Source organism: Pseudomonas hefeiensis (genome assembly GCF_030687835.1).
GTDB lineage: Bacteria > Pseudomonadota > Gammaproteobacteria > Pseudomonadales > Pseudomonadaceae > Aquipseudomonas > Aquipseudomonas hefeiensis.
The window spans coordinates 459,886-484,046 of record NZ_CP117449.1; the positions used below are offsets into that span (position 1 = coordinate 459,886).

General features: G+C 61.2%; 19 protein-coding genes. 18 read left to right on the forward strand and 1 reads right to left on the reverse strand.

Going from position 1 to position 24,161, the window contains the following annotated elements; genetic code table 11:
* Positions 1-21 precede the first annotated feature (21 nt).
* Positions 22-591 (forward strand): lipocalin family protein, encoded by a 570-nt coding sequence (locus PSH57_RS01995; protein ID WP_305387494.1) that lies wholly within the window; start codon positions 22-24, stop codon positions 589-591.
* 118 nt (positions 592-709) lie between these two features.
* On the opposite strand, the gene PSH57_RS02000 is transcribed toward PSH57_RS01995, so the two are convergent.
* On the reverse strand, positions 710-2,074 hold the full coding sequence (locus PSH57_RS02000) for a formimidoylglutamate deiminase (RefSeq protein ID WP_305387496.1): 1,365 nt from the start codon (positions 2,072-2,074) through the stop codon (positions 710-712).
* A 144-nt stretch (positions 2,075-2,218) separates the two neighbouring features.
* On the opposite strand from PSH57_RS02000, the gene hutC reads away from it, so the two are divergent.
* From hutC to mdoH, 17 genes are all read left to right on the forward strand, one after another.
* Positions 2,219-2,929, forward strand: a complete 711-nt coding sequence (gene hutC / locus PSH57_RS02005; RefSeq protein WP_171061303.1) for a histidine utilization repressor — start codon at positions 2,219-2,221, stop codon at positions 2,927-2,929.
* On the forward strand, positions 2,926-3,498 hold the full coding sequence (locus tag PSH57_RS02010) for a HutD/Ves family protein (RefSeq protein WP_422766067.1): 573 nt from the start codon (positions 2,926-2,928) through the stop codon (positions 3,496-3,498). Before hutC ends, PSH57_RS02010 begins: the two co-directional genes overlap by 4 nt.
* Before the next feature lie 398 nt (positions 3,499-3,896).
* Positions 3,897-5,585, forward strand: coding sequence for a urocanate hydratase (gene hutU, locus PSH57_RS02015; protein WP_305387498.1), 1,689 nt, complete (start codon positions 3,897-3,899; stop codon positions 5,583-5,585).
* A 150-nt stretch (positions 5,586-5,735) separates the two neighbouring features.
* Entirely contained in the window at positions 5,736-7,208 is a 1,473-nt protein-coding gene (locus PSH57_RS02020) for a purine-cytosine permease family protein (protein ID WP_305387499.1), read from the forward strand.
* Between the two features lie 82 nt (positions 7,209-7,290).
* Complete coding sequence (locus PSH57_RS02025) at positions 7,291-8,259, forward strand: ABC transporter substrate-binding protein (protein ID WP_305387501.1); 969 nt, start codon at positions 7,291-7,293, stop codon at positions 8,257-8,259.
* Positions 8,260-8,330: 71 nt separating this feature from the next.
* Positions 8,331-9,182: an ABC transporter permease gene (locus tag PSH57_RS02030; RefSeq protein WP_256229436.1), complete on the forward strand. Its 852-nt coding sequence runs from the start codon at positions 8,331-8,333 to the stop codon at positions 9,180-9,182.
* The gene (locus tag PSH57_RS02035; RefSeq protein WP_305387502.1) at positions 9,179-10,009 is read left to right on the forward strand and encodes a quaternary amine ABC transporter ATP-binding protein; all 831 of its coding nucleotides are present in this window, start codon (positions 9,179-9,181) and stop codon (positions 10,007-10,009) included. Before PSH57_RS02030 ends, PSH57_RS02035 begins: the two co-directional genes overlap by 4 nt.
* A 156-nt stretch (positions 10,010-10,165) precedes the next feature.
* Complete coding sequence (gene hutH, locus PSH57_RS02040; protein ID WP_305387504.1) at positions 10,166-11,689, forward strand: histidine ammonia-lyase; 1,524 nt, start codon at positions 10,166-10,168, stop codon at positions 11,687-11,689.
* A gap of 115 nt (positions 11,690-11,804) precedes the next feature.
* Complete coding sequence (hutH, locus tag PSH57_RS02045) at positions 11,805-13,337, forward strand: histidine ammonia-lyase (protein ID WP_047226936.1); 1,533 nt, start codon at positions 11,805-11,807, stop codon at positions 13,335-13,337.
* Positions 13,338-13,544: 207 nt separating this feature from the next.
* Entirely contained in the window at positions 13,545-14,747 is a 1,203-nt protein-coding gene (gene hutI / locus PSH57_RS02050) for an imidazolonepropionase (RefSeq protein ID WP_305387505.1), read from the forward strand.
* An 11-nt stretch (positions 14,748-14,758) separates the two neighbouring features.
* Positions 14,759-15,562, forward strand: a complete 804-nt coding sequence (hutG, locus tag PSH57_RS02055) for an N-formylglutamate deformylase (RefSeq protein WP_305387507.1) — start codon at positions 14,759-14,761, stop codon at positions 15,560-15,562.
* 258 nt (positions 15,563-15,820) lie between these two features.
* Complete coding sequence (locus PSH57_RS02060; RefSeq protein ID WP_305387508.1) at positions 15,821-16,768, forward strand: choline ABC transporter substrate-binding protein; 948 nt, start codon at positions 15,821-15,823, stop codon at positions 16,766-16,768.
* 198 nt (positions 16,769-16,966) lie between these two features.
* Positions 16,967-17,881: an alpha/beta hydrolase gene (locus PSH57_RS02065; RefSeq protein ID WP_305387510.1), complete on the forward strand. Its 915-nt coding sequence runs from the start codon at positions 16,967-16,969 to the stop codon at positions 17,879-17,881.
* 105 nt (positions 17,882-17,986) lie between these two features.
* Entirely contained in the window at positions 17,987-18,958 is a 972-nt protein-coding gene (gene pip / locus PSH57_RS02070; protein ID WP_305387512.1) for a prolyl aminopeptidase, read from the forward strand.
* On the forward strand, positions 18,955-19,392 hold the full coding sequence (dtd, locus tag PSH57_RS02075) for a D-aminoacyl-tRNA deacylase (protein WP_305416304.1): 438 nt from the start codon (positions 18,955-18,957) through the stop codon (positions 19,390-19,392). The genes pip and dtd overlap by 4 nt, the downstream gene beginning before the upstream one ends.
* A gap of 350 nt (positions 19,393-19,742) precedes the next feature.
* On the forward strand, positions 19,743-21,482 hold the full coding sequence (locus tag PSH57_RS02080) for a glucan biosynthesis protein G (protein ID WP_305387515.1): 1,740 nt from the start codon (positions 19,743-19,745) through the stop codon (positions 21,480-21,482).
* Complete coding sequence (gene mdoH, locus PSH57_RS02085) at positions 21,475-24,045, forward strand: glucans biosynthesis glucosyltransferase MdoH (protein WP_305387516.1); 2,571 nt, start codon at positions 21,475-21,477, stop codon at positions 24,043-24,045. The genes PSH57_RS02080 and mdoH overlap by 8 nt, the downstream gene beginning before the upstream one ends.
* The last annotated feature ends 116 nt before the right edge of the window (positions 24,046-24,161 follow it).

The window sequence follows — 24,161 nt, forward strand, 5'->3', positions numbered from 1 at the left end:
GCGGCCCGCGGGAGAAAAATAATGATGCGGTTATTGTTAGGGCTTTTTGCCGGCCTGGTATTGGCTGGCTGTGCCACTTCTGGCGAAGACCCGTTGGCGCCAAAGACTGTCAACAGCGTCGACCTCAAGCGTTACCAAGGGACCTGGTACGAGTTGGCCCGTCTACCGATGTACTTCCAGCGCAACTGCGCGCAATCCGAAGCGCACTACACCCTCAAGCCCGACGGCGAGGTGGATGTGTTCAACCGTTGCCTGACCTCGGACTGGCAGTGGGAGGAAGCCAGGGGCACCGCAACGGCTCAAGTGCCGGGCAAGACCGACAAGCTCTGGGTCGAGTTTGATAACTGGTTTTCGCGGATCGTGCCGGGCGTGGCGAAGGGGCAATACTGGGTCCTGTATGTCAGCGATGACTACAAGACCGCCATCGTCGGTGACCCGAGCCGTCGTTACATGTGGCTGCTGTCCCGTACCCCGACGGTCAATGGCGTTGTGCGCGAAGAACTGCTGAGCAAGGCACGCCAGCAGGGTTACGACACGACACGGTTGATCTGGCGTGCGTCGGATCGGCAGATGGCCAAGACTTCGGATTGATAGTCACCGGGATCAAATGTGGGAGCGAGCCCGCTCGCGATGAGGTCGTCACATTCAACACGGATGTTGACTGATAGACCGCCATCGCGAGCAGGCTCGCTCCCACAGGTTTTTGTGGTCAACCCAACAGTTCGCGCAAGACTTGAGTGAACGCTCGGGCGCTTTGTTCTTCTTCGGCATGGCTGCCATCCCGCACCACCCATTGCCCTCCAACCATCACATCGCGCACCTGACGATCCCCGCCGGCAAACAGCCAGCGATTGAGAATCCCATCGCCCTTGGCGGTGGCCAGGTACGGATCGTTGCCATCGAGCACCAGCCAGTCGGCGCGCTTGCCGACTTCGAGGGCGCCGATCGCTTGTCCCAAAGCCTGGGCTCCACCTTCCAGCGCGGCATCGAACAAGGTGCGCCCGACCATTGGTTGATCCGCCCGATACAAGCGGTTGCGCCGCTGATCTCGCAGACGCTGGCCGTATTCCAGCCAACGCAACTCTTCCACCACGCTCAAGGACACATGGCTGTCGGAACCGATACCCAGGCGTCCGCCCTGGGCGAGGAAATCCACGGCCGGGAAAATCCCGTCGCCCAGGTTGGCTTCGGTGGTCAGGCACAGGCCGGCAATCGCTTGGCTCCTGGCCATGAGGCTGACTTCGTGAGCATTGGCGTGGGTGGCGTGGACCAGGCACCAGCGCTGATCCACCTCGGTGTTTTCGTACAGCCATTGCAGCGGACGGGCGCCACTCCAGCTCAAGCAGTCGTCGACTTCCTTTTGCTGCTCGGCAATGTGGATGTGCACCGGGCAATGGCGGTCGCTGGCGGCGAGCACTTCCTGGATTTGCCCGGGCGTCACGGCGCGCAGGGAGTGGAAACACAAACCCAGCGCCTGGGCCGGTTGTCCGGCCAGGATCGGCTGCAAGCGTGACTGAAGTTTCAAGTAGTTTTCGGTGCTGTTGATGAATCGACGTTGCCCGTCATTGGGGGCCTGGCCGCCGAAACCTGCGTGGCTGTAGAGCACCGGCAGCAGGGTCAGGCCGATACCGGCGGCGCTTGCGGCCTGGCTGATGCGCAGGGCCAGTTCCGCCGGGTCGGCGTAAGGCGTGCCGTCGGTGTCGTGGTGTACATAATGGAATTCGGCGACCGAGGTGTAACCGGCCTTGAGCATTTCGATGTACAGCTGTCGGGCGATGATGCCGAGCTGATCGGGGCTGATTTTGCCGACGAGGCGGTACATCAGGTCTCGCCAGGTCCAGAAACTGTCATTGGGATTGCCCGCTACTTCCGCCAGCCCGGCCATGGCCCGCTGAAAAGCGTGGGAGTGCAGGTTCGGCATGCCAGGCAGCAGTGGCCCGCCCAGCCGCTCGGCACCGTCTGCCTGGGAGTTGGCCTGGATATGAGTCAAGACGCCGCAGGCATCGACTTCAAAACGTACATCATCGGCCCATCCATTAGGCAGCAGTGCGCGTTCGGCAAAGAAGGCGGACATGGTTCAACCTCATCGTGCGTAATTTGTATATACATATACAGACGTTTGCCTGCCCGGTAAACTCCGGCAAGCTAGCACCCTTCTTTTGCAGAACAAGGAACCGCCGTGCCGACTCCGCCTGCCAAACCGCCGCTGGCCGCAAACATGGGTGACAGTCCGGCGCCCTTGTACGCCCGCGTCAAACAGATGATCACCCAGCAGATCGACAGTGGAAACTGGCCGCCGCATTACCGCGTGCCGTCGGAAAGCGAACTGGTCAGCCAACTGGGTTTCAGTCGCATGACCATCAACCGTGCCCTGCGTGAGATGACTGCCGACGGCTTGTTGGTGCGCATGCAAGGCGTCGGCACCTTCGTGGCCGAGCCCAAGAGCCAGTCGGCGTTGTTCGAAGTGCATAACATTGCCGACGAGATTGCGTCCCGAGGCCATCGCCATACGTGCAAGGTCATCACCCTGGAGGAAGAAGCCGCCGGTTCCGAGCGCGCCCTGGCCCTGGACATGCGCGAAGGCCAGAAGGTGTTCCACTCGCTGATCGTGCATTTCGAAAACGACATCCCCGTGCAAATCGAGGACCGTTTCGTCAATGCCCTGGTGGCACCGGACTACCTCAAGCAGGACTTCACCCTGCAAACGCCCTACGCCTACCTGAACCAGGTTGCGCCGCTGACCGAAGGCGAGCACGTGGTTGAAGCGATTCTCGCTGAAGCGAGCGAGTGCAAGCTGCTGCAGATCGAGCGGGGCGAGCCGTGCCTGTTGATCCGCCGCCGCACCTGGTCGGGGCGTCAGCCGGTAACCGCCGCGCGCCTGATTCACCCCGGTTCCCGTCATCGTCTGGAAGGACGCTTTCATAAATGATCAAGCAGATGAACGTTCTGCGCGCCGCCGATTATCCACGCATGCCCTGGAAAAACGGCGGCGGCAGCACCGAAGAAATTACCCGGGATTCAGGCTCCGGCCTGGACGGTTTCGGTTGGCGCCTGTCGATCGCCGATATCGGTGAGTCGGGCGGCTTTTCGACCTTTGCCGGGTACGAGCGAATCATCAGCGTGTTGCAGGGCGACGGCATGACGCTGACGGTCGATGGTCAGGCCACGCGTTCTTTGCACCCTCTGGATCCCTTTGCATTCAGTGGCGAAAGTCATGTGACGTGCACCTTGCTGGGCGGAGCGATTCGCGACTTCAACCTGATCTACGCGCCAAAGCGTTACCGCGCACGGTTGCAGTGGATGGGCGGCCAGCAGCGGTTTTTCAGCGAGGCGGGGACGGTGTTGGTGTTCAGTGCCGCTCCGGGGTTAGCTATCAAGATCGATGAGTCCGCCGTTGACTTGGGCCTCTACGACTGTTTGCAACTGAGCGGTAACACCGGGTTGGTAGATGTCTCCACCCACGGTCAATGCTGCGTGATTGAGCTGACGGCCCACTAATTTCAGCTTCTTAAGTACCCTGTGGGAGCAAGGCAAGCCTTGCTCCCACAAATAAATCCCCTCGCCACAAGGTGCCTGCCTGCTGTTTCTTCTGCGCACCAACTTGTTACCGAATGCCCCAGCCTGGCGCAACGCCACGCTTTATTGCCCTTTCTCCCAGCTCCAGAAAAACCTCTTCAGAAATTTCATCTTCCGCTAGAGCCCTTCTGATACGGGCCCTATAGCCACACTCACGATTTTCCCAAGGGCGCCTTCAACAAGTTGGCCGCTTGATTGCATATGCTTGTACATACAAGTAAAGACGTATGCGTATGAGTCACCGCCGCTCAACGTAACGTGCCTGGAAATCGCGCCCATTGCCTGGGCTGGTCTGGATTGATCGCTGAGGAGTTTTTGCTGTGACCGACGCTACCCGCAAACCTGAAAAATACCGTGACGTTGAAATCCGTGCTCCACGCGGTAACACCCTGACCGCCAAGAGCTGGCTGACCGAAGCGCCGCTGCGCATGTTGATGAACAACCTCGACCCGGAAGTGGCCGAGAACCCCAAGGAGCTGGTGGTTTACGGTGGCATCGGCCGCGCGGCGCGCAATTGGGAGTGCTACGACAAGATCGTCGAAAGCCTGACCAACCTCAATGACGACGAAACCCTGCTGGTGCAATCCGGCAAGCCGGTGGGCGTGTTCAAGACCCACAGCAACGCTCCTCGCGTGTTGATCGCCAACTCCAACCTGGTGCCGCACTGGGCCAGTTGGGAACACTTCAACGAACTGGACGCCAAGGGCCTGGCCATGTATGGCCAGATGACCGCCGGCAGTTGGATCTACATCGGCAGCCAGGGCATCGTCCAAGGCACCTATGAAACCTTCGTCGAGGCCGGTCGTCAGCATTACGATGCCAACCTCAAGGGGCGCTGGGTCCTGACCGCCGGTCTGGGCGGCATGGGCGGTGCGCAGCCGTTGGCCGCGACGCTGGCTGGCGCCTGCTCGCTGAACATCGAATGCCAGCAGGTGAGCATCGATTTCCGCCTCAAGACTCGTTATGTCGACGAACAGGCCACTGACCTGGACGACGCCCTGGCCCGCATCGAGAAATACACCGCAGAAGGCAAGGCGATCTCCATCGCGCTCTGTGGTAACGCCGCCGAGATCCTGCCGGAAATGGTCCGTCGCGGTGTGCGCCCGGACATGGTCACCGACCAGACCAGCGCCCACGACCCGCTCAACGGTTACCTGCCAGCCGGCTGGACCTGGGACGAATACCGCGCCCGCGCCAAGACTGAACCGGCTGCCGTGGTCAAAGCGGCCAAGCAATCGATGGCCGTCCACGTCAAAGCCATGCTGGCTTTCCAGAAAATGGGCGTGCCGACCTTCGACTACGGCAACAACATCCGCCAGATGGCCCAGGAAGAGGGCGTCGAAAATGCCTTCGATTTCCCAGGGTTCGTGCCGGCGTATATCCGTCCGCTGTTTTGCCGTGGCATCGGTCCGTTCCGTTGGGCCGCGCTGTCGGGTGACCCACAGGACATTTACAAGACCGACGCCAAGGTCAAGGAACTGATCCCCGACGACGCGCATCTGCACAACTGGCTGGACATGGCCCGCGAGCGCATCAGCTTCCAGGGTCTGCCGGCGCGTATCTGCTGGGTCGGCCTGGGCCAGCGTGCCAAGCTGGGCCTGGCGTTCAACGAAATGGTGCGCAGCGGCGAATTGTCGGCCCCAATCGTGATCGGTCGCGACCACCTGGACTCCGGTTCCGTGGCCAGCCCCAACCGCGAGACCGAAGCCATGCAGGATGGCTCCGATGCCGTGTCTGATTGGCCGCTGCTCAACGCCTTGCTCAACACCGCCAGCGGCGCGACCTGGGTTTCGCTGCACCACGGCGGCGGCGTCGGCATGGGCTTCTCCCAGCATTCGGGCATGGTGATTGTCTGCGACGGCACCGACGAAGCGGCCGAGCGAATTGCCCGCGTGCTGCACAACGACCCGGCCACTGGCGTGATGCGTCATGCCGATGCCGGTTACCAGATCGCCATTGATTGCGCCAAGGAACAGGGGCTGAACCTGCCGATGATCACCGGCAAGTAACGCAAATTCCCCTGTGGGAGCGGGCTTGCTCGCGAAGGCGGCTTTATATCCAACACATGTGTTGAATGACACACCGCGTTCGCGAGCAAGCCCGCTCCCACAGGGAAGCAGTTCTACAGTAACCCCAGAACAATCCACAGAGGTTGAACCATGGCTGTCACCAGCACACGCGCAAGCAGCAAGCCGTTGATCGAGAAACGTTCGATCGACTACATCCCGGAGGCGGAGAGACATGGTCGGCTGTTGAGCCAGTTCACCCTCTGGATGGGTGCCAACCTGCAAATCACTGCAATCGTCACCGGTGCATTGGCGGTGGTGCTTGGCGGTGATGTGTTCTGGTCGTTGATCGGTTTGCTGATCGGCCAACTGCTCGGCGGTGGCGTCATGGCATTGCATGCCGCGCAAGGGCCCAAGCTTGGCCTGCCGCAAATGATCTCCAGCCGGGTGCAGTTTGGTGTGTATGGCGCGGCCATCCCGATCGTACTGGTGTGCCTGATGTACCTGGGTTTCACCGCAACGGGAACCGTGCTCTCCGGCCAGGCGCTGGGCCAGTTGTTCGGCGTCAGCGACAGTGTCGGCATCCTCGTTTTCGCCAGTGTCATCGTGCTGGTCACGGTGCTCGGTTATCGGGTGATTCACTTCATTGGCCGTGTTGCCAGCATCCTTGGTGTGATTGCCTTTGTTTACCTGTTCGCTCGCCTGATCAGCCAGACAGACGTCGGCGCACTCCTGCAAATCCGCCATTTCAGCTGGAGCAGTTTTCTGCTTGCGGTGTCGCTCGCGGCATCCTGGCAGATCGCCTTTGGCCCCTACGTAGCAGACTATTCGCGTTACCTGCCGAGCAAGACTTCTTCAGCGAAAACTTTTTTTGCCGCAGGCGCCGGTTCGGTTATTGGTGCACAGGTGGCGATGACCCTCGGCGTATTTGCCGCAGCCTCGGCCAATGGGCAGTTCGCGGGTCACGAAGTGGCCTACATCGTTGGCCTGGGAGGGGCCGGCGCCACCGCCGCGCTGCTGTACTTCAGCATCGCGTTCGGCAAGGTCACCATCTCCACGCTGAACTCCTACGGCAGCTTCATGTGCATTGCGACCATCATTAGCGGTTTTCGTGGTCACCTGAACGTAACGCGCTTGCAGCGTCTGGCCTTCGTGCTGGTCATCGTCGGCGCTGCGACCCTGATCGCGCTGCTCGGTCAGCATTCGTTCCTCGGTGCGTTCAAGTCCTTCATCCTGTTCTTGCTGGCGTTCTTTACGCCTTGGAGCGCGATCAACCTGGTGGACTACTACTGCATTACTCGCGAGCGCTATGACGTGCCGGCACTGGCCGACCCGAACGGTCGCTATGGTCGCTGGAACGCCCTCGGCATCAGCGTCTATGTCTTCGGCGTACTGGTTCAACTGCCGTTCATCGCCACCAAGTTCTATACCGGTCCGCTGGTGGACGCCATGGGTGGTGTGGATATTTCCTGGATCATCGGTCTGGTGCTTCCCGCAGCCCTGTATTACCTGTGCGCGAAAAAATGGCACGGCACGGTACCCGATCAACTGATTCTGCCGGTTGAGCCAACCTGCGTTGCACAACCTATAACAAGCGGGGCTGGTCGCGCTGCGGCGCAGGCCTGATTGGACGTGGAAAGGGCTGGATGCCTCTTGACTGCCGTAAGCCATTTCAATGACCAAACTCAATGAGTAGGAGCGTCACATAATGAAATCGAACAAGACCCTGCTGACCACATTGCTTTGCATGGGCCTGCTGGCCAGCGCCGGCGCCGCGCAAGCGGCGGGTTGGTGCGAGTCGGGCAAACCGGTGAAATTCGCCGGCCTGAACTGGGAAAGCGGCATGTTGCTGACCGACGTCATGCAAGTGGTGCTGGAAAAAGGCTACGGCTGCAAGGTCGACAGTCTGCCGGGCAACTCGATCACCATGGAAAATGCCTTGAGCAGCAACGACATCCAGGTGTTCGCCGAAGAATGGGTCGGTCGCAGTGAAGTCTGGAACAAGGCCGAGAAGGCCGGCAAGGTCGTCGGCGTCGGTGCCCCGGTGGTGGGGGCTATCGAAGGCTGGTACGTGCCGCGCTATGTGATCGAGGGCGACGCCAAGCGCAAGCTCGAACCTAAGGCGCCGGGCCTGAAGAATATCGCTGACCTGGGTCAGTACGCCGCTGTGTTCAAGGACCAGGAAGAGCCGTCCAAGGGCCGCTTCTACAACTGCCCGGCCGGCTGGACCTGTGAGCTGGACAACAGCGAAATGCTCAAAAGCTATGGTCTGGAAAAAACCTACACCAACTTCCGTCCGGGCACCGGTCCGGCCCTGGATGCGGCGGTGCTGTCGAGCTACAAGCGCGGCGAGCCGATCCTGTTCTACTACTGGTCGCCCACCCCGCTCATGGGCCAGGTAGACCTGGTGAAACTGGAAGAAAAACCGGGCGTGGACAAAAGCGTGAGCATCAAGGTGGGCCTGTCCAAGACCTTCCACGACGAAGCGCCTGAACTGGTGGCGGTGCTGGAAAAGGTCAACCTGCCTATCGACATCCTGAACCAGAACCTGGGCCGCATGGCCAAAGAGCGGATCGAGTCGCCGAAACTGGCGAAGATCTTCCTGAAGGAACATCCTGAAGTCTGGCACGCCTGGGTAAGCGAAGACGCTGCCAGGAAAATCGACGCGGCTCTGTAGGTCGAGTACTTCCCGGCCCACCGAAGGGCTGGCCGGGACGTTCACCGCATCCATTTGATCGAGAGTCTCTTATGTTTCCCGAAAGCTTTACCTTCTCCATCGCCAACTGGGTCAACGGTTGGGTCGACTCCCTGGTGACCAACTACGGTGATGTGTTCCGGCACATCTCCGACACCATGCTATGGGCCATCGTCAACCTTGAAGGCCTGCTGCGCATGGCCCCCTGGTGGTTAATGCTGGCTATCGTCGGCGGCATTACCTGGCACGCCACTCGCAAGGTTGTGACCACGGCGGTGATTGTCGGCCTGCTGTTCCTGGTGGGTGCGGTAGGCCTGTGGGACAAACTGATGCAGACCCTCGCCCTGATGCTGGTGGCGACATTTATTTCGGTGTTGATCGGCATTCCGTTGGGCATCCTTTCGGCGCGCAGCAATCGCCTGCGTTCGGTGCTGATGCCGTTGCTGGACATCATGCAAACCATGCCGAGCTTCGTGTACCTGATTCCGGTATTGATGCTGTTCGGCCTGGGCAAGGTCCCGGCGATTTTTGCCACGGTGATCTACGCCGCACCACCGTTGATTCGCCTGACCGACCTGGGCATTCGCCAGGTGGACGGTGAAGTGATGGAAGCCATCAATGCGTTCGGCGCCAACCGCTGGCAACAGCTGTTCGGCGTACAACTGCCCCTGGCCTTGCCAAGCATCATGGCCGGGATCAACCAGACCACCATGATGGCGCTGTCGATGGTCGTCATAGCCTCGATGATCGGCGCCCGTGGCCTGGGCGAGGACGTGCTAGTGGGGATCCAGACGCTCAACGTCGGCCGCGGCCTCGAAGCGGGGCTGGCGATCGTGATTCTCGCCGTAGTCATCGACCGCATTACCCAGGCCTATGGTCGTCCTCGGCATGAGGTGAGCAAATGAGCAACGCAGCCATCAGCAAGATCGAAGTCAAAAACGTCTTCAAGATTTTCGGCAATCGGTCCAAGGAAGCCCTGGAACTGATCCGCCAGAACAAGACCAAGGACCAGGTGCTGGCCGAAACCGGTTGTGTGGTGGGCGTGAACGACCTGTCGCTGAGCATCGACACTGGCGAGATCTTCGTGATCATGGGCCTGTCCGGCTCTGGCAAGTCCACCCTGGTGCGGCACTTCAACCGGCTGATCGACCCCACCAGCGGCGCGATCCTGGTGGACGGCGAAGACATCCTGCAGCTGGACATGGACGCCCTGCGCGAATTTCGCCGGCACAAGATCAGCATGGTGTTCCAGAGCTTCGGTTTGCTGCCCCACAAGAGCGTACTGGACAACGTCGCCTACGGCTTGAAAGTGCGCGGCGAGAGCAAGCAGGTCTGCACTGAGCGGGCGCTGCACTGGATCAATACCGTGGGTCTCAAGGGCTACGAGAACAAATATCCGCATCAGCTTTCCGGCGGCATGCGCCAGCGTGTGGGCCTGGCCCGTGCGTTGGCGGCGGACACCGACATCATCCTGATGGACGAAGCCTTCAGCGCTCTCGATCCGCTGATCCGCGCCGAAATGCAGGACCAGTTGCTGGAGCTGCAGAAGACCCTGCACAAGACCATCGTGTTCATCACCCACGACCTCGACGAAGCCGTGCGCATCGGCAACCGCATCGCGATTCTCAAGGATGGCAAGCTGATCCAGGTCGGCACGCCCCGGGAGATCCTGCACTCGCCGGCGGATGAGTATGTTGATCGGTTTGTGCAGCGCAGGGCTGCGGTGGTTTGAGGCCGGATGCAGTTGTGGGAGCAAAGCTTGCTCGCGATACAGACACTTCGGTTCCAGTGAGAGCGCGTCGTTCTTATCGCGGGCAAGCCTTGCTCCCACAGATAAATCCCCTCGCCACCCATGTTATTGGCAACTTATATGTGCATGAGGCTTTAGATGTCCCAGGCTGAAAAAATCGTTATCGCCGACGCTCCGTTGCGTTGGCAGGATGTGGTCGCCGTCGCACGCTGCGGCGCGCCTCTGGAGTTGTCGGCCGAGGCCTGGGCGCGGATCGACAATGCCCAGGCCATCGTCCAGCGCATCGTCGAAAGCGGCGAGCGTGCCTATGGCGTCAACACCGGCCTGGGTGCCTTGTGCAATGTCTCGCTCAAGGACGAACAGCTCAGCCAACTGTCGCGCAACACACTGCTCAGTCATGCCTGTGGCGTCGGCGCGCCGCTGGCCGATGAACAGACCCGGGCGATTCTCTGCGCGGCCATCCTCAACTACAGCCAGGGCAAGTCCGGCATTCATCGCAGGGTCGTCGAAGCCCTGCTGGCGCTGCTCAATCGCGGGATCACGCCGCAGGTGCCATCCCAGGGGTCGGTGGGCTACCTGACCCACATGGCCCATATCAGCATCGCGTTGTTGGGCGTTGGTAATGTCAGCTATCGCGGGCAAATCGTTTCGGCGCAACAGGCCCTGGCCGCAGAGGGCTTGCAGCCGGTACAGCTGGGGGCCAAGGACGGCTTATGCCTGGTCAACGGCACGCCGTGCATGACCGGCCTCAGTTGCCTGGCCCTGGCCGATGCGACGCGGCTGCTGCAATGGGCCGACGTGATCGGTGCCATGAGCTTCGAGGCCCAGCGTGGACAGATCGCGGCGTTCGATGCCCAGATCATCGGCCTCAAGCCGCACCCCGGCATGCAACAGGTCGGCATTAACTTGCGGGCACTGCTGGACGGCAGCGAAGTCATCGCTTCGAGCCTGGGCATTCGCACCCAGGATGCGTTGAGCATCCGCTCGATTCCTCAGGTTCACGGTGCCGCGCGCGACCAACTGGCGCACGCCCGGCAACAGATCGAAACCGAACTCAACGCCACCACCGATAACCCGCTGTTGCTGGGCACGCCGGAGAGCTTCCGGGTCGTGTCCCAGGCCAACCCCCACGGTCAGTCGGTGGCCTTGGCGGCGGATCTGCTGGCGATTGCCATGGCCGAAATCGGCTCCATCGCCGAACGCCGGCTCGACCGCTTGATCAACCCTCACGTCAGCGGCCTGCCGGCGTTCCTGGTGGCCAACCCCGGGGTGAACTCGGGGATGATGATCGTGCAATACGTCGCCGCGTCGCTGTGTGCGGAAAATCGCCAACTCGCCCAGCCGGCGGTGCTCGACAACTTCGTCACCTCGGGCTTGCAGGAAGATCACCTGAGCATGGGCACCAACGCCGCCCTGAAGCTGCACCGGGCGCTGGAAAACTGCACGCAGATCCTCGCTATCGAATACCTGCTGGCCGCCCAGGCTTTTGAGTTTCTCAAGACGCAGCGGTTCGGGGCCGGCACTGACGTTGCCTGGAAACTGCTGCGCGAGCATGTGCCGGCCTACGACCAGGACCGCTGGCTGGCGCCGGACATCGCCAGCGCCGCCGCGCTGCTTAAAGATCCAGCCGTGCTGCACAACGCTTTACCGAATTTGAATTGATCAAAAAACCGCCAGCGTGCCAAGGCATCCACCGCCCACAAGGCGAGGGTGACGGATAACGGAACATTCCGGAGCGACTGGCGGGTGAAAACAAAACTCTCAAAAGGAGCAATACATGACTGCCTTAAACCTGATTCCCGGCCAATTGAGCCTGGCTCAATTGCGTGACATCTATCAGCAACCCGTGACCCTGAGCCTCGACGCCAGCGCGTCGGCACAGATCGAAGCCAGCGTCGCCTGCGTGGAGCAGATTCTCGCCGAGAATCGCACGGCCTATGGCATCAACACCGGTTTTGGTCTGCTGGCCTCGACCCGTATCGCCAGTGAAGACCTGGAAAACCTGCAACGCTCTCTGGTGCTGTCCCATGCCGCTGGTGTGGGCGAGCCGATCAGCGATGCGCTGGTGCGGTTGGTCATGGTGCTCAAGGTCAATAGTCTGAGCCGGGGTTTTTCCGGCATCCGTCGGCAGGTGATCGATGCGCTGATTGCGCTGATCAATGCCGAGGTCTATCCGCACATTCCGTTGAAAGGCTCGGTCGGCGCTTCGGGTGATCTGGCGCCGCTGGCCCACATGTCCCTGGTGCTGTTGGGCGAAGGCAAGGCCCGTTACAAAGGTGAATGGTTGCCGGCTGTCGAAGCGCTGAAAGTGGCCGGGCTCGCACCCTTGACCCTGGCTGCAAAAGAAGGACTGGCGCTGCTCAACGGCACCCAGGTGTCCACTGCGTTTGCCCTGCGTGGCCTGTTCGAAGGCGAAGACCTGTTTGCCGGTGCCCTGGCCCTGGGCAGCTTGACGGTAGAAGCGGTGCTCGGTTCCCGTTCGCCATTCGATGCGCGTATTCACGCCGCGCGCGGCCAGAAGGGCCAGATCGATGCCGCCGCCGCTTATCGCGATCTACTGGGCGAGCGCAGCGAAGTCTCCGCTTCCCACCAGAATTGCGACAAGGTCCAGGATCCGTATTCCCTGCGCTGCCAGCCACAAGTGATGGGTGCCTGCCTGACCCAGTTCCGCCAGGCCGCTGAGGTACTGGTGATCGAAGCCAACGCCGTGTCGGATAACCCGCTGGTATTCGCCGCCGAGGGCGATGTGATTTCCGGTGGCAACTTCCACGCCGAACCGGTGGCAATGGCCGCTGACAACATGGCCCTGGCAATCGCCGAAATTGGTTCCCTGAGTGAGCGGCGTATCTCGCTGATGATGGACAAACACATGTCGCAACTGCCGCCGTTTCTGGTGGCCAATGGCGGGGTGAACTCGGGCTTTATGATCGCCCAGGTCACGGCCGCCGCCCTGGCCAGTGAAAACAAGGCGTTGTCCCATCCCCATTCGGTGGACAGCCTGCCGACTTCGGCCAACCAGGAAGACCATGTGTCCATGGCCCCCGCCGCCGGTAAGCGGCTGTGGGAAATGGCCGAGAACACCCGTGGGATTTTGGCGGTGGAGTGGCTCGCTGCCTGTCAGGGATTGGACCTGCGAGGTGGCTTGAAGACTTCCGCTAAGCTGGAGCAGGCCCGCGCGCTCTTGCGCGCAGAAGTGCCGTTCTATGAGAAGGACCGGTTCTTCGCGCCTGACATCAATGCGGCGAGCGAGTTGTTGGCCAGTCGTTGCCTGAATGAACTGGTCACGGCGCAGTTGTTGCCGAGCCTGTAAGGACCTTGTCGCGAGCAGGTACAGATGATGTTTGATCAGCTTCGATACCTGTGGGAGCGGGCTTGCTCGCGAAGCGGTGGGTCAGCTTGTATCAATGTCGAATGTGCCGCCGTCTTCGCGAGCAAGCCCGCTCTCACAGGTTCCGCGCAGTCCTTGTGGGGGCGAGCCTGCTCGCGATTCGATCTTCAATAATTCGAGGAAACCGGGATGAAAACCCTCTGGCAAAACTGCCACGCCGCCACCATGGCCCAGGGCGTCTACTCGATCATCGAAGACGCCGCCATCGTCACCCACGGTGAGCACATCCAGTGGATTGGCCCGCGCGCCGAGCTGCCGGCCGGTGACTACCCGGCCGTCAATGACCTCAAGGGCGCCTGGGTCACTCCGGGGCTGATCGACTGCCACACCCACGCGGTGTTCGGCGGCAACCGCAGCGGTGAATTCGAACAGCGCCTGCAGGGCGTCAGCTATGCCGAGATCGCAGCCGCCGGCGGGGGCATCGCCAGCACCGTGCGCGCTACCCGGGCCGCCAGTGAAGATGAACTGTTCAGCAGCGCCGCCAAACGCCTGAAAAGCCTGATGCGCGATGGCGTGACCACGGTGGAAATCAAGTCCGGCTACGGTCTTGACCTGGCCAGCGAACGCAAGATCCTGCGGGTCATCCGTCGTCTCGCTGAACAGCTGCCGGTCAGCGTGCGCAGCACGTGCCTGGCGGCCCACGCCTTGCCGCCGGAATACGCTGATCGGGCCGATGACTACATCGAGCACATCTGCACCGAGATGCTCCCGGCGCTGGCCGCCGAAGGGCTGGTGGATGCGGTGGATGCATTTTGCGAGTACCTGGCATTTTCCCCGGCGCAGGTCGAGCGGGTGTTTATCACTGCCCAACAACTGGGCCTGCCAGTAAAACTGCACGCCGAACAATTGTCGTCGCTGCACGGTTCAAGCCTGGCGGCCCGTTATCAGGCGCTGTCGGCCGATCATCTGGAGTTCATGACCGAGGACGACGCCAGGGCCATGGCCGAATCCGGCACGGTGGCGGTGCTGCTGCCGGGGGCATTTTATTTCCTGCGCGAAACCCAGCTGCCGCCCATGGACGCCCTGCGCAAGCACGGCGTGAAGATCGCCGTGGCCAGCGACCTCAACCCCGGCACCTCGCCGGCGCTGTCGTTACGCTTGATGTTGAACATGGCCTGCACCTGCTTTCGCATGACCCCTGAAGAAGCCCTGGCCGGGGCGACGATTCATGCGGCCAGAGCCCTGGGCATGGCCGCTACCCACGGTTCGCTGGAGGCCGGAAAAGTGGCGGATTTTGTCGCCTGGCAGATCGACCGCCCGGCCGACCTGTCGTACTGGCTCGGTGGCGATCTGGAAAAACGCGTCGTGCGTCACGGCGTCGAAATCGATTAAGGAGAACGGTTGTGGAGAAGGTCCTGAATTTCAAGCAAGGGCGCGTGCCGCTGTTGATCAGCATGCCTCACGGCGGCCTGCGCCTGACGCCGGCGGTGCAGGCCGGTTTGATCCCCGAGGCGCAAAGCCTGCCGGACACCGACTGGCATATTCCTAAACTCTACGAATTCGCCGCCGAACTGGGGGCCAGTACCCTGGCCGCTGAATATTCACGGTTCGTGATTGATCTGAACCGCCCCGACGATGACAAGCCGATGTACGTCGGCGCCACCACCGGTTTGTATCCTTCGATCCTGTTCGATGGCATACCGTTGTTTCGCCAGGGGCTGGAGCCGTCCACCGCGGAGCGGGCAACTTATCTGCAGCAGATCTGGGTGCCTTACCACCAGGCCCTGCGGCAGGAGCTGGCGCGGCTCAAGGCCGAATTCGGCTATGCCTTGCTGTTCGACGCCCACTCGATCCGTTCGGTGATCCCACACCTGTTCGATGGCAAGTTGCCGGACTTCAACCTGGGCACTTTCAACGGCGCCAGTTGCGACCCTGCATTGGCCCACCAGCTCGAAGCCATCTGCGCTCGCCACGGCGAGTTCACCCATGTGCTCAATGGGCGCTTCAAGGGCGGACACATCACGCGGCACTACGGCAACCCGGCCGAGGATATCCACGCGGTGCAACTGGAACTGTGCCAGAGCACCTACATGGAAGAGTTCGAGCCGTTCAACTACCGTGCGGATCTGGCGGAACCGACCCAGGTGGTGCTCAGGGAGTTGCTGGAAGGCTTGCTGGCGTGGGGGCAGCAGACCTACAAGAAATAATGCCTGTTAGGGGGCTGTGGGAACAAGGCTTGCCCGCGATGAAGTTAATGCAGTCTCTGGGAGTCGAGGTGCCTGCATCGCGGGCAAGCCTTGCTCCCACAGATAGATGTGTCCTTGAGCCTCGCAGGGGAACTGTCGCCACCGTGCAAAACCGGGTCGCCACAGTTCACCTTTCTCCCCTCGGCGCTGCGTAATGTTCCAGGCACGGTGCAGCAAGACACCGGCCTACAATAATCGCTGCCACACGAGACCTTCCCGATGAAAAGACTGTTCAAACGCTGGCTGTCGATCTTCTGCGGTAGCGCAATACTCAGCACCGGGGTGATGGCCGCGGAGCCTGCGTCCTGCCAGACCGTACGCATGGGCGTGGTCAACTGGACCGACGTGATCGCCACCAGTGGCATGGCTGACGTGTTGCTCACGGGCCTGGGCTATGAAAGCAAACAGACCAGCGCCGTGCAGCAGATCATCTTCGCCGGCATCCGTGACAAGCGCCTCGATATTTTCCTGGGCTACTGGAAACCGGCGATGGACAACAACATCGCGCCGTTCCTGGCGGCCAACCAGGTGAGGGTCCTGGATCAGCCGAGCCTGGCCGATGCCCAGGCCACGCTGGCGGTGCCGGACTATGTGGCCGCAGCCGGCCTCAAGACGTTCACTGACATCGCCCGATTCAAGGACCAGCTTGGCGGCAAAATCTACGGCATCGAGCCGGGCAGCGGCGCCAACACCACCATCAAGACCATGATTGAAACCAATCACTTCGGTCTGAAGGACTTCAAGCTGATCGAGTCCGGTGAGGCCGGGATGCTGGCGGCGGTGCAGCGCGCAGTGAACCGCAAGGAGTTCGTGGTGTTCGTCGGTTGGACCCCGCACCCGATGAACATCAATATGAACATCACCTACCTGACGGGCAGCGAAGATGTCTACGGTCCGAACGAAGGCGCCGCAACCGTCTCCACCGTGACCGCGCCGGATTACGCCCAGCGCTGCCCGAATGTGAGCCGGCTGCTGGATAACCTGACGTTTACCGCGGCCCAGGAAAGTCAGTTGATGGTGCCGATCATGGCGCGCCAGACACCCCAGGACGTCGCCCGGCAATGGCTGCGCGATCATCCCGAGGATTTGCAGAAATGGCTGGCCGGAGTCACCAGTTTCGACGGCAAGGATGGCGTGGCGGCAGTGCAGGCCAGTCTCAAAAATTGACCTGCCTAGCTGTGGCGGGGTGATCTATCTGTGGCGGGATGATTTATCTGTGGCGGGATGATTTATCTGGGTGGAGTGATTTATCTGTGGGAGCAAGGCTTGCCCGCGATAGCAATGTGTCAGTCGACATCACTATTGGATGCGCCACCGCCATCGCGGGCAAGCCTTGCTCCCACATTTTAATAGCTGGTGTTCTTCATGGCCTCATATCCACTCTCTGAACAGATGTCCGCCTTCATCGACAAAACCCTGAGCTTCAACAGCCCGGACGACAGCCTCGCCGGTTTGCGCCAGGCCTACAGCCAAATGTGCCGGGCGTTCACCCCGGCATGCCCGCCGACGCTGGTCATCGAGGATCTGGAGCTGGCCGGCGTGGCCGTACGGGCCTATCACCCGCGGCGTGCCGCGCCGCTCGCAGGCTGGCCGTGCTTGCTCTATCTGCACGGTGGCGGTTGGGTGGTGGGCGATCTGGACTCCCACGACTTCATCTGCATGGAGCTGGCCGCGACCCTCGGCGCGTTGGTGCTGGCGGTGGATTATCGGCTGGCCCCGGAGCATCCATTTCCGGCGGGTTTGGACGATTGTCTCGCGGTGTGGCGCCATTTGGCGGATGTCCCCTTTGCCATCGACCCGCGTCGCCGGCTGGTGGCCGGCGACAGTGCCGGTGGTAATCTTGCCGCCGCGTTATGCCTGGCCTTGCGTGATGCCGGGCAAGCGCTGCCACGGGTGCAGGTGCTGATTTACCCCGCGCTCGGTGGCTCCGCGCACCTGCCTTCACGCCACGAATGTGCCGACGCGCCGCTGCTGAGCAGCAGCGACCTGGATGGGTACAGCGCGCTCTACCTGCGCGGCATGCAACCATCCTGCTACGCCATGCCGTTGCTCGCCGATGACCTGAGCGGCCTGCCGCCAGCGCTGGTCGTCGTGGCGCAATGGGACCCGTTGCGCGATGACGGCGTCCTTTATAGCGAGCGGTTGAACATCGCCGGGGTGAGCGCTTCCTTGTATGTCGGCGAAGGCCTGATCCATGGCTGCCTGCGGGGCCGAGGCCTGGTGCCGGAGGTCGATCAGATGTATCGCACACTGCTGGCTTATCTGGCTGACACGCTTTGACTGCGTAGCGGACATGCTCATTCGGGTAATTCGGGTTTATGATGCCGGACGGCAGATTAAATAGAAGTCCCCCCAGGGATGACTCGACCCCTTACGGAGCGCGCAATGCAGACTTTGTACCCGCAGATCAAACCTCATGCCCGGCACGATCTGGCTGTCGATGACACCCACACGCTCTATGTCGATGAAAGCGGTTCCCCGGAAGGGCTGCCTGTGGTGTTCATTCACGGCGGCCCGGGTGCCGGTTGCGATGCCCAGAGTCGCCGCTATTTCGATCCGAACCTGTATCGCATCGTCACCTTCGATCAGCGCGGCTGTGGTCGTTCCACTCCTCATGCCAGCCTTGAAAACAACACCACCTGGGATCTGGTCGAAGACCTGGAGCGCATCCGCAAACATCTGGGCATCGAAAAATGGGTGCTGTTTGGCGGTTCCTGGGGCTCGACCCTGGCCTTGGCTTACGCCCAGACCCATCCCGAGCGGGTACACGGCCTGATTCTGCGTGGGATCTTTCTCTGCCGTCCGCAGGAAATCGAGTGGTTCTACCAAGCCGGGGCCAGTCGCCTGTTCCCCGATTACTGGCAGGATTACATCGCGCCGATCCCCCTCGACGAACGCGACGACCTGCTCGGTGCCTTCCACAAACGCCTGACGGGCAATGACCAGATCGCCCAGATGCACGCGGCCAAGGCCTGGTCGGCCTGGGAGGGCCGCACCGCAACCCTGCGCCCGAACCCGCTGGTGGTCGATCGCTTCTCCGAGCCACAGCGTGCGTTGTCGATTGCCCGGATCGAGTGCCATTACTTCACCAACAATGCTTTTCTCGAACCCAACCAGTTGATCCGTGACATGGGCAAGATCGCCCATTTGCCGGGCGTCATCGTGCACGGCCGCTACGACGTGATCTGCCCGCTGGACAATGCCTGGGAACTGCATCAGAACTGGCCCAACAGTGAGTTGCAGGTGATCCGCGACGCCGGTCACGCCGCTTCGGAGCCGGGCATCACCGACGCGCTGGTGCGCGCCGCCGCACAAATGGCCAGGCGCCTGCTCGATCTGCCGCCCGAAGAAGCATGAAGGGCTTGTTGCAGCGGGTTCGCGGTGCCCGTGTCGAGGTCGCGGGGGAAATCGTTGGCGCGGTGGATCAGGGCCTGCTGGTGCTGGTGGCGGTCGAGCCCGAGGATACCCAGGCCAGTGCCGACAAACTGCTGCACAAATTGTTGAACTATCGAGTGTTCAGCGACGCCGAAGGCAAGATGAACCTGTCCTTGGCGGATGTCGGTGGCGGCCTGCTGCTGGTGTCGCAGTTCACGCTGGCGGCGGATACCAAAAGTGGTCTGCGTCCAAGCTTTTCGACGGCTGCGCCTCCGGCCTTGGGCGAATCGTTATTCAGCTATCTGGTAAGCCAGGCGAAACAGGTGCATGGCACTGTGGCATCAGGTAGATTCGGCGCCGACATGCAGGTGCATCTGGTCAACGACGGCCCGGTAACCTTCCTGTTACAGGTCTGAAAGCGTTTGAAACATCTTTTCGGTCCTGTTTCGAGGCAAAACAGGGAGTTTTCTCGATAAATACTTTGGTCCCCCTGATGCGTTGTCACGCGGGCTACTAGATAATCGCGCGCTACGGGGGACCAGCGTTCGCTGGTCCATTTGACTTAGGTAGAGACTTGTCCTGGGCCGTTTGGGGAATCATTTTGCCCCATCGGAGTCGGAACAATGCTCGCCAACTTGGCAAGAGTGGCCTGCAGGTGCGGTTTTTCAATGCCGATACCTTGCAGATACTTTATCTGGCCGTTGGTTTTTTGATCTGTTTTCGGCGAGGGTTGCTCGTGATTGTTAGTCCCTGTAATGCACCAAAAATGACTGCCAAACGGTTTAGAAACGCTCTGGTAGCGGGCTCGGCCCTGCTGTGCCTGTTTGGCGCGGGCCAACTGTGGGCATTCAGCCTGGATGATGTATCGGCGAAGGCTCAAGAACTGGCCGGGCAAAAATTCGAAGCCCCGCGCAGCAATCTGCCGAACGAATTCCGCGAAATGAAATTCGCTGACTATCAAAAAATCCGTTTCCGCACCGAAAAAGCCGAATGGGCCGATCAGAAGACGCCGTTCAGGCTGTCCTTCTATCATCAGGGCATGCATTTCGACACGCCGGTGAAGATCAACGAGATCACCGCGACCACCGTCGATGAAATCAAGTATGACCCGACGCGCTTCGATTTCGGCGACGTCAAGTTCGACCCAAAGTCCACGGAAAAACTCGGCTACGCGGGTTTTCGCGTGCTGTACCCGATCAACAAGGCCGACAAGCAAGACGAAATCATGACCATGCTGGGCGCGAGCTATTTCCGCGTCATCGGCAAAGGCCAGGTTTATGGCTTGTCCGCCCGTGGCCTGGCCATCGACACCGCCCTGCCATCGGGTGAAGAATTCCCGCGCTTTCGCGAGTTCTGGATCCAGCGTCCGAGGCCGACCGACAAGCACCTGGTGATCTTCGCCCTGCTGGATTCGCCACGGGCTACCGGCGCCTATCGCATGATCCTGCGTCCGGGTACTGACACCGTCGTCGACGTGAAATCGCGCGTGTTCTTGCGAGATCGCGTAACCAAGCTCGGCATCGCTCCGTTGACCAGCATGTTCCTGTTCGGCGCCAACCAGCCGTCCAAGATTCTGAACTACCGTCGAGAGCTGCACGATTCCAGCGGCCTGTCGATCCATGCCGGCAACGGCGAGTGGATCTGGCGCCCGTTGAACAACCCGAAACACCTGGCCGTGAGCAACTTCTCGGTGGAGAACCCGCGCGGTTTCGGCCTGCTGCAACGCGGTCGTGACTTCAGCCACTACGAAGACCTCGATGACCGCTATGACAAGCGTCCAAGTGCCTGGATCGAACCGAAAGGCGATTGGGGCAAGGGCTCGGTCGATCTGGTTGAAATTCCGACCGCTGACGAAACCAACGACAACATCGTGGCGTTCTGGAGCCCGGAAAAGCTGCCTGAGCCAGGTCAGCCGCTGGACTTCGCCTACCGTCTGCACTGGACCCTCGACGAAGCCAACCTGCATTCGCCGGACAGCGCCTGGGTCAAGCAGACCCTGCGTTCGACCGGTGACGTGAAGCAGTCCAACCTGATCCGTCAGCCGGATGGCAGCGTGGCTTATCTGGTGGATTTCGAAGGCCCTTCCCTGCAAGCCCTGCCGGAAGACGCCGAAGTGCGTAGTCAGGTGAGCGTCGGCGAAAACGGCGAGATCGTCGAGAATAATGTGCGCTACAACCCTGAAACCAAGGGCTGGCGCCTGACCTTGCGACTGAAGATCAAAGACCCGAAACAGTCCACTGAATTGCGCGCTGCGCTGGTCCGTCCACTGGTTCCGGTTGAAGCTCCAGCCGCGTCCCATTCGGTGACCACCACCCTTGCCAAGGCTGACAAGGTCGCCAGGCAGCAGAGCGATAAGGAAACCGCGAAAGAAAAAGAGCAGGAAAAAGAAGCCAAGGCCGATAACGCGTCCACTGCCGCTGAGTCGACCCCAACCCCGCAGGAACCGGAACCGACTGAACAAGTCCTGACCGAGACCTGGAGCTATCAGTTGCCAGCCGATGAGTAATACTCCAGTACAGCCAGAGACGCTCAGCGAGTATCTGGCTCATTTGCCGATGACCGATGCGCAGCGTGCCGAGTTGGCGGGCTGCAAGTCTTTCAGCCAGCTGCACGAGCGTCTTTCGTCTTCGACCTTCGATGCACCCACCGAGGCGGCGCAAGCCTCGGTGGGCCGTCGGCTGACCCTGAGCACCGCCGAAGAACTCGAGGACGCCGAAATGCTGGCACTCGATGCCAGCGGGCGTGTCTGTCTCAAAGCCACGCCACCGATTCGTCGGACCAAGGTTGTACCGGAGCCATGGCGCACCAATATCCTGGTGCGCGCTTGGCGTCGCCTCACAGGTCGCACCAACCCGCCGAAGCCGCCCAAGGATGAGCGCGTGCTGCCGCACGCACGCTGGCGCACCGTGGGTTCGATCCGTCGCTATATCCTGCTGATATTGATGCTCGGCCAGACCATCGTCGCCGGCTGGTACATGAAGGGCATCATGCCGTACCAGGGCTGGTCGTTGGTCGACCTGAACGAAGTCCTGCACCAGCCGCTGTTGCAGACTGCCACCCAGGTGCTGCCCTATGCATTGCAGACCAGCATCCTGATTCTGTTCGGGATCCTGTTCTGCTGGGTATCGGCCGGTTTCTGGACGGCGCTGATGGGTTTCCTTGAGTTGCTCACCGGGCACGACAAGTACCGCATCTCCGGTGCCAGTGCTGGCAACGAGCCGATTCCCAAGGACGCCCGCACCGCGCTGGTGATGCCGATCTGCAACGAGGACGTGCCGCGAGTGTTCGCCGGTTTGCGCGCCACGTTCGAGTCGGTTGCGGCCACCGGGGACCTGGACCGTTTCGACTTCTTCGTGCTCAGCGACAGTAACGAAACCGATATCTGCGTCGCCGAGCAGCAAGCCTGGCTGGACGTCTGCCGCGAAGCCGGAGGTTTCGGCAAGATTTTCTATCGCCGTCGTCGTCGTCGCGTCAAGCGCAAGAGCGGTAACCTCGACGACTTCTGCCGTCGCTGGGGCAGTGACTACAAGTACATGGTCGTGCTCGACGCCGACAGCGTGATGAGCGGCGAGTGCCTGACCAGCCTGGTGCGCCTGATGGAAGCCACGCCGGATGCCGGCATCATTCAGACCGCGCCACGCGCCTCGGGCATGGACACGCTGTATGCGCGCATGCAGCAATTCGCCACCCGGGTGTACGGTCCGCTGTTCACCGCCGGCCTGCACTTCTGGCAGTTGGGGGAATCCCACTACTGGGGTCACAACGCGATCATTCGGATGAAGCCATTCATCGAGCACTGCGCCCTGGCGCCGTTGCCCGGTAAAGGGGCGTTCGCCGGGGCCATCCTGTCCCACGACTTCGTCGAAGCCGCGCTGATGCGCCGTGCCGGCTGGGGCGTCTGGATTGCCTACGATTTGCCGGGCAGCTATGAAGAGTTGCCACCGAACCTGCTGGACGAACTCAAGCGTGACCGCCGCTGGTGCCACGGTAACCTGATGAACTTCCGGCTGTTCCTGGTCAAGGGCATGCACCCGGTACACCGCGCGGTATTCCTGACCGGCGTGATGTCCTATCTGTCGGCACCGCTGTGGTTCTTCTTCCTGGTGCTATCCACCGCGCTGCTGGCGGTGAACACGCTGATGGAGCCGCAATACTTCCTCGAGCCACGCCAGCTGTATCCGTTGTGGCCGCAGTGGCATCCGGAAAAAGCCATCGCCCTGTTTTCCACCACCATCGTGTTGCTGTTCCTGCCCAAGCTGCTGAGCATCATCCTGATCTGGGCCAAGGGCGCGAAAGAGTTTGGTGGCAAATTCAAAGTAACGATGTCGATGCTGCTGGAGATGTTGTTCTCCATGCTGCTGGCGCCGGTGCGGATGATTTTCCACACCCGCTTCGTGCTCGCCGCCTTCCTGGGCTGGGCCGCGACCTGGAACTCGCCCAAGCGTGACGACGACTCCACGCCCTGGAGTGAAGCCTTCAAGCGCCACGGCCCGCAAACCCTGTTGGGCTTCCTCTGGGCCTTGCTGGTGATCTGGCTGAACCCGAGCTTTTTGTGGTGGCTGGTGCCGATCGTCGGTTCGCTGATGCTGTCGATTCCGGTATCGGTGATCTCCAGCCGTGTGGGCCTGGGCTTGAAGTCCCGCGACGAGAGCCTGTTCCTGATCCCTGAGGAATACGCACCGCCACAGGAGTTGCTGTCGACTGACCAGTACACCCATGAAAACCGTTGGCATGCGCTGAACGACGGTTTCATCCGGGCAGTGGTCGATCCGCAACAGAACGCCCTGGCCTTTGCCCTGGCCACATCGCGTCACGGCCAGGCCGAGCCGATCGAATGGCTGCGGATCGAACGGGTTCGCCACGCCCTCAAGGTTGGCCCGGCGGGCCTGAACAACAGCGAGCGACTGGCGCTGCTGAGCGACCCGGTGACCCTGTCCCGCCTGCATGAGCAGATCTGGAGCGAGGGACATGCCGAATGGCTGGCGGCGTGGCGTGCATCGGTCAAGTCCGATCCCCATGCGCCGCTACTGCCGCTTCAGCCCATGAGCGCACAGCCTCAACTGGCCTGATACGCAAAAAGCCCCGCTTCTGAAAGGAAGCGGGGCTTTTTGTTGGACACACGATTCCTGACTTGTAGACACCGCACTTTGTGGCGAGGGATTTTATCCCCGCTGGCTTCGACGCA